The sequence below is a fragment of the Photobacterium proteolyticum genome, assembly GCF_001939735.1.
Lineage (GTDB): Bacteria > Pseudomonadota > Gammaproteobacteria > Enterobacterales > Vibrionaceae > Photobacterium > Photobacterium proteolyticum.
This window is the reverse complement of sequence record NZ_MJIL01000101.1, coordinates 211,515-225,771: the sequence shown is the minus strand read 5'-3', so window position 1 is coordinate 225,771 and position 14,257 is coordinate 211,515. Positions and strand designations below refer to the sequence as shown.

Here is a 14,257-nt window from a genome sequence, read left to right as displayed (position 1 = left end):
CATCTAGCTTTTGGCTACATCAATCATGGTGACGCTGCCATCTTCATTGATTTCCGCAATCTGGCCAGAAGGCTCTTCCATCATCAGCAAGGTGACAAATCCGAGCACTGCCGTTGCCGCAATCACATAGAAAAAGGTGCTGTAATCCACCAGTGACAAAATCGTGAGATAACAAACAGCACCAACGTTACCGTACGCCCCTGTCATCCCGGCTATCTGACCTGTCATGCGACGCTTGATCAGAGGCACTGTTGCAAATACCGCTCCCTCACCCGACTGAACAAAGAACGAACAAGCCATAGCCGCTGCGACTGCCAGCCACACTGGCCAGCTTCCATCTACCTGTCCCATCAGGAAATAACCCGCCGCCAGTCCGGCAGTTAAAATCAGCAATGTTGGCTTACGGCCAAACTTGTCGGAGATCCAGCCGCCACCCGGTCGTGACATCAGGTTCATGAATGCATAGGCAGATGCCACCATCCCGGCCATTACCGGAGTCAGCTCGAAGGTATCTGAGAAAAACAACGGCAACATCGAGACAACAGCCAGCTCCGAGCCAAAAGTAGCGAAATAGAGCACATTTAAAATGGCAACCTGCTTGAATTTATATTGGTGTATTTCTGGGACTGGTTCTTTGAATACCGTCTTGTTGACCTTCCAAGCCTGGCTGATCTCGTAGCAATAAATCAGGGTAAGCAACACGTAAATGCCGTTAACCATCTCACTGCTAAGCATAGACACACCGCTTGGAGACAGTTTCCAGGCCAATAGCGCCAGGGCACCATACATCGGCAACTTCATTAGCAGCAATAAGAAGAAATCGCCTTTAGAGGTTACTTCCATGGCCCCTAAGTTCTTAGGCTTGAAATATGTCGCCCCCTTCGGCGTATCGGTAACATTGATATAAAAGATATAGGAAAAAATCAGGCTCATGGCACCAGTAATCGCCATCGCGTAACGCCAGCCATCCTCACCACCAAACATCACAGCGACGGTCGGCAGTGTAAAAGCAGCCGCTGCAGAACCAAAGTTCCCCCAGCCGCCGTATATTCCTTCCGCGGTTCCTAGTTCATTGTGAGGGAACCATTCCGACACCAGTCGGATCCCCACAACAAAACCGGCACCGATAAGCCCGAGGGCAAAACGTGCTATCGCGGCCTGGACAAAGCTATCAGCAAAAGCAAACATGAAACAGGGGATGGAGCAAATTGCCAGCAGCGCCGAATAGACGATCCGGGGCCCATATTTATCAGTTAACATCCCGATAATAACCCGAGCCGGTATCGTAAAGGCGACATTCAAAATTAGCAGGGTCTTAATCTCGGCGGTGGTCAGGCCAAGCGATTCTTTCACCGCCTGAAGCAAGGGCGCAAAGTTAAACCACACCATAAATGTAATAAAAAATGCAAACCAGCTGTAATGAAGGATCTTCATTTTTCCGGTCATGGAGAATATGTTGAACTTACCTGTATCTGTCATTATTCAATTCCTTTATTGACTCTCTGATAAGTTATTAGCAGTTATCATGCCACAAATCTAAACCATGCAATTACAACAACTTAAAATCATCAAGCGCAATAAAAGCAAACCTCACAAGATAATAATCATAATATTGGTGCGTGAGTGCACCATTTACTGGCAATTACCCTCATTTTATTATGGGTTTTGTGTTTTTTTGCCAACGGCCACCCCATTAAAAATAGGTCTTCCAAGGAATTCAATACAAAAAATGGAGCTAAAAAGCTCCATTTTTAAATATTTACCGAAAAATACCCATTATACCTGCAACTGGATTTCCCCTTCTTCTACTCGCACCGGGTAGGTTTTTAAGCTGAACTGAGGATCCTCAAGGCATTCACCAGTCGTTAAACTAAAGTGTTGTTTATAGAGCGGTGATGCCACTACCGTCTCACCTTCAACTGAACCGATGATCCCTCTCGACATCACGTTGGCATCACCAATTGGATCATAATTTGACAGAGCATAGACAGACTGACTGCGGCCACAATAGAAAATAGCCACCTGCTCGTCATCCACCAGGGCACATACGCCGGTGTTTTTCACCAGATCGCTGTGTTTACAGATAGTTTGCCACTTTTCTTTCAATACCGAGCCTTGAGTGGCCGGCTCTATAATTACCTGTTCCATCATTCCCTGCTCCTATTCGGTTACATCGACAATTTCAATCTGCTCAAGCTTGTTCCTCGGCCGGCGCTGCCCTCTCTCGGTGACGTAGCTGAGCTTGTTATCTGTTGCCTCGCTATTAACGAAATGCTGGAAGCGTTTCAGTTTCTCGGGAGAAGTCAGTGTTGTCTTCCACTCACACTGGTACTGACTGAGGTTATGCGCCATTTCGCTTTCCAGCTCCGCAACAATGCCTAGCTTGTCTTCAATCACAACTCGTTGCAGGTAGTCCAGACCTCCCTCAAGATTTTCGAGCCATACCGACGTGCGCTGGAGGCGATCTGCGGTCCGAATATAGAACATCAAAATACGGTCGATATAGGTCACCAGCGTTTCGTCATCCAGATCAGCCGCAAACAAATCTGCATGACGCGGACGCATACCGCCATTTCCGCACACATAGAGGTTCCAGCCGTTCTCAGTCGCAATCACACCGATGTCTTTAGACTGCGCTTCTGCACACTCGCGAGTACAACCCGATACCGCAAACTTCAACTTGTGAGGCGCACGTAATCCCTTGTAACGGTCTTCCAATTCAATCGCAAAACCCACACTGTCCTTCACTCCGTAGCGGCACCAGGTACTCCCGACACACGACTTAACCGTTCGCACCGATTTTCCGTAGGCATGGCCGGTCTCAAAACCGGCATCAATCAGCTTTTGCCAGATTAGCGGTAGTTCATGTAGCTGTGCCCCAAACAAGTCCACCCTCTGTCCACCGGTGATCTTGGTATACAGGTCAAACTCTTTGGCCACCTCGCCGAGTACGATCAGCTTATCCGGGGTGATTTCCCCACCAGCGACCCGAGGCACGACCGAATAGGTACCGTCTTTTTGCATATTACCGAGGAAAATATCATTGGTATCCTGCAGACCGATATGCTGTTCATCCAGCACATAGTCGTTCCAAAATGAAGCCAGAATAGAGCCTACTGTGGGTTTACACACATCGCAGCCCAAACCCTGTCCATACTCATCCAGTAACTGATCAAAGGTTTTGATCTGCTTGACCCGGACAATATCGGCCAGTTCCTGACGCGAGTAGGCAAAGTGCTCACAAAGATGATTATTAATCTCAAAGCCTAGGCTTGCCAGCTCGGCATCAAGCACCTGCTTGGCCAGCGCCGAACAACCACCACATCCTGTTGATGCCTTGGTGCTCCCTTTCAGGCTCGCCATATCAGTACATCCACCAGCCACGGCCTGCTTGATATCAGCCTTGGTGACATCAAAACAAGAACAGATCTGCGCGCTGTCAGGCAACGCCTCCACCCCCATGGTCGCCGCCCCCTCTTCATCGCCTATCGCTGGCAATAGCAGTACTGCCGGGTTTTCCGGCAACGGCATATCATTGAGCTTCATCTGCAGCAAACTGCTGTATGCCTCGACATCTCCGACCAATACGGCTCCAATGATCTTCTTGCCGTCCTGAGAGACAATCAGCCGCTTATAGACCTGCTCTATCTCATCATTAAAGGTATACGACTGCGCGCCCGGTGTATTACCGTGGGCATCGCCTATACTGGCTACATCTACGCCCAGCAATTTCAGCTTGGTGCTCATATCGGCACCGGTAAACGCATTCTGAGCTTCACTTCCCGGCTTCTCGCACAATTGCGAGGCGACAACCTTCGCCATCTGGTAGCCCGGTGCCACCAGACCAAAAATCTGCCCCTGCCACAGTGCACACTCACCGATGGCATAGATATCGGTCACGCTGGTCTGACAGCTATCATCGATGACAATACCGCCCCGATCGCCAAGCTCCAGCCCGCACTGTCGTGCCAGCTCGTCCTGCGGCCGGATCCCGGCCGAAAACACAATCATGTCCGTTTCGAGAAAACTACCATCGGCAAAATTCATTCGGTAGCGGCAAGTTTCACCGGCAACGATTTCCGTAGTGGCTTTTTCGGTGTGTACCTCAACCCCCAGCTCAGAGATTTTTCGCTCGAGCAACTTACCGCCACCGGCATCAAGCTGTACCGCCATCAGTCTCGGCGCAAACTCAACCACATGGGTCTTCAATCCCATACTTTGCAATGCATTGGCGGCCTCCAGCCCCAGCAACCCGCCTCCAACTACCACGCCCACCTCGCTTTGACGTCCGGAGGTTTCAATTGCCTCCAAATCCTCGATGGTCCGATAAACATGGCAGTGTGACTGGTCATTGCCCGGGATCGGCGGAACAAACGGATAAGATCCTGTCGCCAGTACCAGCTTGTCATAGCTCTCCACCCTGCCAGAGGCGGTGATCACCTGGCGTTGCTCACTATCAATGGCTGTCACCTTTTCATTGAGAACATAACTGACTCCGCACTCCTGGTAGTAATTTTCATTGGTCAGTGCCAGCTCTTGCACTGTTGCCCCGGAAAAGTATTTGCTGAGCTGAACCCGGTCATAGGCAAGTCTCGGCTCCTCAGAAAAAGTAATAACCTCAAACTGTTCGTCTTTGTCCCGCTGTACCAAATCATCGATAAACTTGTGGCCAACCATTCCATTGCCGACCACCACAACACGCTGCTTACTCATATAACTTCCTCACTGTTTCTAATTCTGTATACCGACAATATTTCTACGCGGACAATCTGTTCGCCTGCTGGCTGGCCATTTCAGCAAACCATTGCAACTGCTCAGCCAAGGCCACCACCTTGCCGACGACAATCAAGGCGGGTGACTTCACTTGCTCCCGGGTAACCAAGTCGGCTAGCTGATGCAGCTCGCCACGGATCACCCGCTGCTGAGGACAACAGCCATTTTCAATCAACGCGACAGGGGTATGGGCACACAAACCAGCCTGAGTCAGGCTGCTGGCAATCATCTCGGCTTTGGATAACCCCATATAAAACACCAGGGTATGATTAAGCTGGGCCAGCGACTGCCAGCAGATTTGAAGATCTTTCTCGGCATGTGCCGTGACAAAGGTGCAACCCTGCGAGAGTCCGCGATGGGTAAGCGGGATCCCGGCATAGCTTGTACAACCGGCCGCCGCAGTGATACCGGGGACCAAGTCGACCTTGATTCCCTGCTCTCTAAGCTCCAGCATTTCTTCGCCACCACGACCGAACACAAAGGCATCGCCGCCTTTCAGGCGACAGATATTCAACCCTTGTTTGGCCTTGATGATCAGGAGTTCATTAATGTCCTGCTGAGGCACACTGTGATGATTTTTCGCCTTGCCGACATAAATCGTTGGTGTTGATGGTGGGAAAAGCTGGCAGATTTCCTTGCTTACCAAGCGGTCATACACAATCACATCAGCCTGCTGGATCACCCGCAGTGCCTTTACTGTCAGTAAATCAGGATCGCCGGGGCCTGCTCCCACCAGACTCACACGGCCAGATTGCCTAGGCTCATTGACGGCGACAGACGTGAAACTGACAACCTCTGTCGTCTTGTTTGCAATCTTTGGAATTAGTGACATCTCTCATCCTTACGTACCTTCCGTGTACGTCTTTATTTGCTCTGTACTCGTCAGAGCAAGGAAGGTGCCACTACCGTTCAAACCATGTAACAAGAAACTGTATTTACATGATTTATAAATAAAATTTAATTTATTTCCTCGCCTATTGCTCCGATAGTACATAGCCTGGTTGTCAGGGCTTCGCACATATTTAGTGCATCACACACCAGAATAATGCATCGCTTTAGTAAAATTACCGATATCAAACACCACCAAAACTACCACTTTAGTGGTAGAAACAGAAAAATATTCCATTTGGAAAGCCTATATTCGTCTATTCCCTCCTTGTATTCCCTCTTTTCCTTCTATAGCGACGAAGCTGGCTTGGTTATTGCTGTAACGATATATAGATGATGAAAGGATTGAGATAACGACAGCTTATTGGGCTCAGGAGGGATGCTTTGGGCATAACAAATAGCAATGGATGGATAAAGAGCACCTGCGCATACTGTGGCGTAGGCTGTGGTATAGAAGCGAAACCGACATCTGACGGGCGACTGGAGATCCGCGGGGATGCCGAGCACCCTGCCAATTATGGTCGTCTCTGCTCAAAAGGATTGGCACTGGGTGAAACCGTCACCCATCAGGGACGCATGTTGAGCCCGTCAATTAACGGCGAAGAGTGTGACTGGGATCAGGCGCTGGGTTTTGTTGCCGAACAATTTAATTCGATCATCAGGGAATATGGCCCCGATGCCGTGGCTTTTTATGTCTCCGGTCAGCTACTGACCGAAGACTATTATGTCGCCAACAAACTCATGAAAGGCTTTATCGGCAGCAGCAATATCGACACCAACTCCCGTCTCTGTATGTCATCGAGTGTGGCAGGCCATAAACGGGCTTTTGGTGCTGACTGTGTTCCCGGTTGCTATGAGGATCTGGAAATGGCAGATCTGATCATTCTGACCGGATCTAATCTGGCCTGGTGCCACCCGGTATTGTTTCAGCGGATCAAAACAGCCAAAGCCGAGCGGCCAAACTTGCAGGTCGTTGTCATCGATCCCCGAGTGACCAGCAGCTGTGAAATCGCCGATCTTCATCTTGCAATTCTGCCGGGCAGCGATGTCGCCCTGTTTAACGGCCTGCTGGCCTATCTCGCCGAGCATGGACAACTCGACCCTGACTATATCACCGCGCACACCGAAGGCTTTGAGCTCGCTTTAGCCGGTGCCCGCCAAGATGCTGAGGACAATAATACACTATCATGCATTACCGGATTATCACCGCAGCAGCTCACCGATTTCTACCAGCTCTTTAGCAATACTGAAAAGGTCGTCACTGTCTATTCTCAAGGGGTTAACCAGTCAACGCATGGCACAGACAAAGTCAACAGCCTGCTCAACTGCCACCTCGCCACCGGGCGAATTGGTAACCCCGGCAGCGGACCGTTCTCGGTCACTGGCCAACCCAATGCCATGGGTGGACGGGAAGTTGGCGGGCTGGCCAACACACTGGCTGCCCACATGGAATTTGGTAACGAGACCCAGCACCAGCGGATCAGCGATTTCTGGCAAACCGACACCTTGTCAAACGCACCGGGTATGAAAGCTATCGACATGTTTGATGCCATCGACAGCGGCAAAGTCAAAGCTGTCTGGGTAATGGCCACCAATCCAGCCGTTAGTCTGCCCGACAGCGAAAAAATAAACCGGGCACTGGAGAAGTGTCCATTAGTGGTTGTGTCGGACTGTATTGCCGATACTGATACTACCCGCCACGCCAATGTACTGCTTCCTGCACAGGGATGGAGTGAGAAATCCGGTACGGTTACCAACTCGGAGCGACGTATCTCCCGCCAGCGCAGACTACTGCCAACCCCCGGCGAAGGCAAACCCGACTGGTGGATCATCAGCGAGGTTGCCAAAAAAATGGGCTTTGGCCATGCTTTTTACTATCAGCATGAAGCCGATATTTTCCACGAATACTGCAAGATGACAGGGCTAGGGAACCATGGTTCAGATCAGCGCCCTCTTAACCTGTCCGGGTTATCTGACTTAACGCCAGCGCAATACCACCAGCTCAGTCCGCAACAGTGGCCCGTCGCAGATAAAAGCGAACTTCATCACCACAGCCAGGAGCTGCCGCAACACCTTCCCCACAAGCGACTCTTTACCGACGGCGTGTTTGCAACCCCTTCCGGTAAGGCCCGGTTTGTTGCGGTCAGGTACCAGCCGCCTGCAAGCCATACCAGAAAGGACTATCCGCTAGTCTTAAATACCGGTCGTATTCGCGACCAATGGCATACCATGACCCGGACCGGGCTCTCGGCGCGACTTGGCGAACATACCCCAGAGCCCTATGTCTCCATCCACCCCACGGATGCCAAACGCTATAGGCTCAATGACAGCCAGATAGCTGCGGTTACCAGTGAATATGGCAAAGCCACGGTCAGGGTAGACATCACCCAAAACGTAAAGCCGGGAGAGTTGTTTATCCCAATTCACTGGAATGACACAACCTCCAGTGCCGGTAAGGTCTGCAGCCTGATAACCCCGGATACCGATACACTATCGGGCCAGCCTGAATTTAAGTTCACCCCGGCCTCTGTCGCACCGTTATCTTTTCGTAGTGAAGCAATACTGCTGTTAAATACTCCCCGGGACATCAGCGAGTTTGACTACTGGGTGCAGCAAAAAGTCAGCAACGGATATTTATATCGCATCGCCAGTATTCTGCCCCCTGAGCAACTAATGCCCCGGCTTGCCCGCTATTGCCAATACGAAAACGGCAAAGAGCTCAGCTACAGCGGCGCAGAAAACGGGCCTTACCGCTATGCGAATATTCAGCAACAGCGCCTGCGAAGCTGCTACCTGATAGCATCAGACTTGCAGCAACAAGATGTGGACTGGCTCAATCACCTGTTAGATGAACCCATTGATTCATCGGTAGAACGCAGCCTCATTTCTGGGCGAGTTGAAGGGAAGTTGGCTGGCGGCAAAACAGTGTGTGCCTGCAAGCAAGTAGGAAAAAACACCATCTGCCAGGCGATAAAAGAACAGGGATTATCTTCAGTCGAAGCGATAAGTCGTAATACACAGGCCGGAACGGGTTGCGGCAGCTGCATATCTGAAATCCAGCAACTGTTAGATGAACAGATACTGATTTCATCCGGTTAAGGCCCGCTCCAATAACCCACTACCTGAAAGCACTCTGTTTGATAAATCAGGCGGGCTAATTCAGTTTTAGCTCGCCATCATCTCCTGGCGTACGTTGCGATAGGTGATACTGGCAGAGGCAATGTTATAACCAATCCACAACCAGTTAAGCAGCATCATCAGGCCGAGGCTCACCGTTAATTGCGGGAAACACAACGAACCCACAATACTCAACAATCCCAGTAGGTATAACCGAAACTGGATCTTCATCTGTTGCCGACTGATCAAGCTATAGTGATCAGGCAGCAGCATCATGGCACTAGGGTTAGCCATCGCAATAGGCTGAAGGTGCAGAGTGATCAAGAACGGGACAATTTTCAGCAGCATGCCCTGGATCACCCCAAGGACAAATCCCATGCCGATAATAAGCGCAATAAAGACCTCTGCCCTGCCCTGCCCTGAAGATGAAACGGGATCAACGGCATGGAAATCACCAGCACGCATCCACAAATCAGGCATGAATACGCCCATTGCCAATAACTGACGACGGTATCCGGAAGTTTGCGCTTTCGCTGTCGGAGTCGATGTAATCCGATCACTGCATACAGAATCCCTACGGCCGCTATCAAGGCAGTGCTGTAATAAAGGCTGAGCTGGAACACACTCGCCACTGCGAGGGAAGCCAAACCGACGACCAGCAAGCCAGGCAGCGCGATACGCCAATGCCTTGGAAACTCAGGCGTAACATGGAACATCGGGATCACCTGAAAGCTGACCGCCATTATCAACAACAAGACCCAGCCAAAAATGCCCGTGCTGGCATGAAAGTTAGTCAGGCTCTTACCGGCGAACGGGAAATAACCCCACAGGTAACCCGCCAGCAGCAACAATCCGGCCAGCACAACAACGGCAAGTGCCAACCCGGCAAGCATTATAGGACCCCTGGTCTGTTGCCCGCCTGCTTTTCGCAGCAGTACACCCAGCAGTGAAATAACAAAATAGCCCAAACTCAGGCCCAATAAGACAAAGCTAGCGCTAAACGTTGGCAAACCAAAAAAACCGGCACTTAGGGCGAGCGTACCGAGAATTAAACTTGCCTGCATCAGAAACAGAGGTATAGGTGGGATAGTGATCGGAGCGCCACATAATACCGGCATAATTTGAAACAACGACCCAATCATGATCATTGCCATCATACCTATCGCTACAAGGTGAGTGATCGCCAGAGAAGCAGGCAGCCAACGTCCCAGCCAGATGGCGTCACCTTGCCAAATCAGCATCAGTGAGGCAATCACAGCAAACAACGGTGCGGTAAGGTAAAAGCGCAGCGGCACGTCCAGCTGCGGAATATCATCGAAGTTAAGCCCGGTCAGTCTCATCGCTCTTTCTCATCAAGCAGTTATAAGCTTGCTCATCACCCTGGTGCCAAATCCAGATATGGTGCTTACCCGCCTCTTCTTCGGTATGACGATAATCAAATTGCTGCTGGGCAAGAATGGCAAACAGCGGAACAGGTTCTCGCCGGTGCCTGACATGCAGCAACTGGCCTCGCTGCAAGGTGGTCAGAGTCTGGCAGATCTTATGCATCGGCTGAGGCGGCTCAAGCTCACTAACATCCAGAGTGATAATAGAATCCATAGGATCTGCCTCCGTGATTAGGACGCTGCGTTGTTAGGCTTGGCGTCCATCTGGGCAACAATTTCCTCACTGTTAGCCAAATGGGCATCCGACATCGGGTAAAGAATTTGCTCTTCTTTCATATTATGCTGCTGGATAAGCAGCATGGTACTTTCCACAATTCCCATAGCACGCTCGGTGGCCTGCTCGCTAATGGCTTGCTGCATCTGCTCAAACAGAGAGCGAACCTGGGCATGTTCCTGACGCATCACCATGGTCGGTCCCGACGTCATGCCTGTTTGGGCTTCAAATGCAGGAAAAAGAATGTCTTCTTCAAGATCGAAATGGTGCAAGGTTTCGGCTTCAAACTGACTCCACGCCTGACTAAATGCCGTCCAGTTACCTTCGGCTAGCGGGCCTTCTGCCTCAACCAACAGGTGGTCACAGCTTCTGTGATGTTGAGTCATATAAGTATTGATGTTAGCCATATGCGCCTCGCGTACTAGTGGTATAGAACTACAAAAAGTAGTGTTTTATCGTACGAGTGATCCTACACCACAAAAGGTGCATTAAAAAGATATCTTTTGAAATAGAAGCTATATCTTGATCGATATCAGTATTGACCAAAGACTTAATGTCCGGTGTTTTGACTAAACTCCCAATGGTTAATCACTACCGACAGCGGGGCACGGTGCCGCAGTACAGGAACATGGCCTGGCAACACCTGTTGGTATTAATTCTACTACCGGAATTTCTGGACTTACGATCGGTGGCGGGTTTGGCTGGCTTACACGTAAACACGGCATGACCATCGACAACCTGTTTCACCTGAACCAGAATATAAAACCCTAAGCAGGACATAACGAAAAAGCCCCAGCGCTCTTCTGCTGGGGCTTTAGAATGTGGCGGAGAGATAGAGATTTGAAAGCTATGCCCACAAGATTAAACTAATTATTTACAATAGTTAAAACAAGCCATCCAAAGTCGATTTTGACATGTGTCTGATACAGACAAAACATATATCGGGCTAAGAATCAATCACTTGATATAGAATAATTCACAGCCACTATTTCCATTACTACTTACTTAAAGTTATTGTAAGCAAGTGATTTGTAGCTTAGCACTTGAGGATCGTTCGCTAGCTCTTGAATCCACACTGCAATATTGTCACCAAAGGAGTCAATTGTAATCGCTTCACCCTTGTGGTTTGTGAATCCTGCATTATTGAACGCATCAGGCACATTGTCATGAACTCGAATGGTCTTAATGAATTTAACCAGTGCTTCATGCTTTGCTTGCGCTTCCGCTGTAGTCTTAGCTACTAGAAGATAGTTAACCATAGAGCCGCGAGTTGTGTAATCACCTGATGTAAGCAAGCTGTCTACTCCACCTTGTGCCAGTTCTGCCATTTTAGCCCATGTCCATAACTCTTGCTTAGCGAATACAACTGGAATACCTTCTTCCATGAACCGCGTCTCAAGAGTGTCAAAGATTAGCGGTGATAGCTCAAGAGCTTGAGTGTACACCATCATGTGAGTTAGCTCATGGTTGAATACCTTTGCGTCAAACTCAGGGAATGAGCTAAGGTTGTTCGGCATGTTAATGTCTTGACCTTGGTTGTACTTGCCTTTTACCTGATCGCCTTGGTAGTTAAAGCCTGTAACATAGATTTGAGCGGACTTGTTTGCACCAAATACAGAAGTCATCTGATTCAGAATAAACTCGTTAGTGTTACCTTGAAAATTACACATAACTTGAGCAGATGTTACGCTTGAACACAAGCCATCGAAGTAACTTACATTTTCTTCATGCTTAACCGATACTGAGCGAAGGATTTTGCCTGCTGTAACTTGCCAATCAAGTTGCTGCGCCTTGATTGAATCTAGATAACGAATTGCTTTACAGTGGTTTGCCGTGTAAGCACCGTAGCCCAGTTCTGAACAAGTCTTACCCCCAAATGAAACATTCTTTGCGTCCGCTAGAATGGCAGAATCAATTACTGTCGGCATAAATGCATCTTGACGGTCAAGATCATAAGCGACTAGCTCTGCAATTTCCTCGTCAAATAGCTTGAACGTGAAAGATACTGCTGACAATAGGTCAGTGGTGCTATCGTAACCCCAAAGCTCTGCTTGCTTTTCAATGTAACCCTGAAGCGTAAAGGCTACTGTGGCGATATCATCCATGCTCGTCCTCTCTGAGAGAGGAATATTGTACGCAACATCTTTGTAGCTGTAGTGCTCACAAGAGCCCACAAATGCGCTATAAGTACAACGCTCATCGTTAGTCTCATTAACGTACTGAATGTCAGCACCAAGAGAGTCGTATGTTTTTTGCACTACGCGCTCGGCGCTGTACGGCATGATTTCTGAGCCGCTATTATTAGGCGTATTTGGATCAGTATTTCCACCCGCAGTTGTGCCGCCGTCACCTCCACCACAAGCAGTTAGCACGGTCATAGCAGTAAGCGCAGATATGACTCCAACCAACTTTTTCTTAAACATAATTGAAATCGTCCATTATATTATTTAGCCAATTGTACTTTAAATACAAAAACGCTTTTATTCAGGTGGCAAGTATATATAAGCTTTTGTTTTAATTTTGGTTAATCATGAACAACAATGACATTAATCATATATACATGGAGTCAAGTGCAAGGATTGACCAATTTATGACTAATTCTTAGCCGTGTGCAAAACTGATAAATACTTGCCGATTTTTTCCTTTTCATCCCTACCTAAAAGGCACATATGGCAAAGAGTTAAGAGAGCTTTCTCTTCCCCGCAGCTCGCGTTCATCTTTTGCGCAGCAAAAGTATGACGGGAATGCAGCGGGTTGCTATAGCGTTACACTCTTTACTTGGCACTGAAAGCGCCATCAGTAACAGTTTCAGTGCCAAAGATGAGCGAACTAATTAAGGCTTAATTTGAAGCGATTCACGGCATCAACCAACTCTTCTGGAGAGAGTGGTTTAGCATAATGCCCATAGGTCATCACCACGGTGCGTGAGGTCAATAAGCTGAATAGCACCTTGTTGTTTTTCGTTGTTCCTCATAGGCAAGAAAGCCAGAATGGAGCAGTTCCTTGTATATCGGTATCACTCGGTTGGAAACGGCGTTTTTAAGTGTTGGTCTGCCTGACATTGCGCAAGTATGCCAATCGTCTTTCGTGAGTAAATAAAGAGAAACGGATCTCCTTTGGGTATCCCATAGAGCGAAGAGAAAGAGGGGTTGCTACACGCGTGTAGTACACGCTGTCTGGAGGTCTCGACAAATACATCTGTATCATCTTTTTGTATTTGTCGATTCTTGAGGTATAAAAACGAAAAAACCGCTGTAAAACAGCGGTTTTTCCTTTTNGTATCCCATAGAGCGAAGAGAAAGAGGGGTTGCTACACGCGTGTAGTACACGCTGTCTGGAGGTCTCGACAAATACATCTGTATCATCTTTTTGTATTTGTCGATTCTTGAGGTATAAAAACGAAAAAACCGCTGTAAAACAGCGGTTTTTCCTTTTAAAGTGGCGGAGAGATAGGGATTTGAACCCTAGATACGCTACAAACGTATGCCGGTTTTCAAGACCGGTGCTTTCAACCACTCAGCCATCTCTCCGAATTGTATCATCTTAAAAGATGATGGCGGTGAGGGAGGGATTCGAACCCTCGATACGTTGCCGTATACACACTTTCCAGGCGTGCTCCTTCAGCCACTCGGACACCTCACCACATTGTTGTTCGACGCTGTGCGTCTCAACGGCGGCTAATGTAATGGCTTAGGGCCTTAGGGTCAAGCGCTTTTATTGAAATTATTCACGACTGCCGACGAATGGATCAATTCGTTCCATTCTTAGCCCAATCGATTGTTTTTATTCGCTGCTACACTTCAAAGAATCGCACTCTCTA

General features: G+C 48.8%; 10 protein-coding genes and 2 tRNA genes. 1 reads left to right on the top strand and 11 read right to left on the bottom strand.

From position 1 onward, the window contains the following. Positions 1–3: 3 nt before the first annotated feature. The 4 genes from BIT28_RS28805 to cobA all read right to left on the bottom strand — a co-directional run bounded on the left by BIT28_RS28805 (position 4) and on the right by cobA (position 5,605). Positions 4–1,479: a NarK family nitrate/nitrite MFS transporter gene (locus BIT28_RS28805; RefSeq protein WP_075768411.1), complete on the bottom strand. Its 1,476-nt coding sequence runs from the start codon at positions 1,477–1,479 to the stop codon at positions 4–6. Positions 1,480–1,776: 297 nt separating this feature from the next. Next, a complete protein-coding gene (gene nirD / locus BIT28_RS28800; protein ID WP_075768445.1) occupies positions 1,777–2,148 on the bottom strand; it encodes a nitrite reductase small subunit NirD in 372 nt (123 codons plus the stop codon). Positions 2,149–2,160: 12 nt separating this feature from the next. After that, a complete protein-coding gene (nirB, locus tag BIT28_RS28795) occupies positions 2,161–4,713 on the bottom strand; it encodes a nitrite reductase large subunit NirB (RefSeq protein WP_075768410.1) in 2,553 nt (850 codons plus the stop codon). A gap of 43 nt (positions 4,714–4,756) precedes the next feature. Beyond that, positions 4,757–5,605, bottom strand: coding sequence for a uroporphyrinogen-III C-methyltransferase (gene cobA / locus BIT28_RS28790; protein ID WP_089153735.1), 849 nt, complete (start codon positions 5,603–5,605; stop codon positions 4,757–4,759). Positions 5,606–6,051: 446 nt separating this feature from the next. Here cobA and BIT28_RS28785 point away from each other — a divergent pair, with 446 nt between their 5' ends. Further along, positions 6,052–8,760 carry a nitrate reductase gene (locus tag BIT28_RS28785; RefSeq protein ID WP_075768443.1) on the top strand — a complete coding sequence of 903 codons (2,709 nt, stop codon included), beginning with the start codon at positions 6,052–6,054 and terminating at the stop codon, positions 8,758–8,760. Positions 8,761–8,826: 66 nt separating this feature from the next. Here BIT28_RS28785 and BIT28_RS28780 read toward each other — a convergent pair whose 3' ends face one another. The 7 genes from BIT28_RS28780 to BIT28_RS28750 form a co-directional block, all read right to left on the bottom strand. Next, entirely contained in the window at positions 8,827–9,126 is a 300-nt protein-coding gene (locus BIT28_RS28780; protein WP_139310531.1) for a hypothetical protein, read from the bottom strand. A gap of 8 nt (positions 9,127–9,134) precedes the next feature. Further along, positions 9,135–10,118, bottom strand: a complete 984-nt coding sequence (locus tag BIT28_RS28775; protein WP_075768408.1) for a hypothetical protein — start codon at positions 10,116–10,118, stop codon at positions 9,135–9,137. After that, entirely contained in the window at positions 10,099–10,377 is a 279-nt protein-coding gene (locus tag BIT28_RS28770; protein WP_075768407.1) for a DUF2249 domain-containing protein, read from the bottom strand. Before BIT28_RS28770 ends, BIT28_RS28775 begins: the two co-directional genes overlap by 20 nt. Before the next feature lie 17 nt (positions 10,378–10,394). Continuing rightward, positions 10,395–10,844 carry a hemerythrin domain-containing protein gene (locus BIT28_RS28765; RefSeq protein WP_075768406.1) on the bottom strand — a complete coding sequence of 150 codons (450 nt, stop codon included), beginning with the start codon at positions 10,842–10,844 and terminating at the stop codon, positions 10,395–10,397. Positions 10,845–11,438: 594 nt separating this feature from the next. After that, positions 11,439–12,860, bottom strand: coding sequence for a hypothetical protein (locus tag BIT28_RS28760; protein WP_075768405.1), 1,422 nt, complete (start codon positions 12,858–12,860; stop codon positions 11,439–11,441). Positions 12,861–13,876: 1,016 nt separating this feature from the next. Next, positions 13,877–13,967 (bottom strand) — tRNA-Ser (locus BIT28_RS28755). A gap of 24 nt (positions 13,968–13,991) precedes the next feature. Further along, positions 13,992–14,079, bottom strand: a tRNA-Ser gene (locus BIT28_RS28750). Positions 14,080–14,257 lie beyond the last annotated feature (178 nt).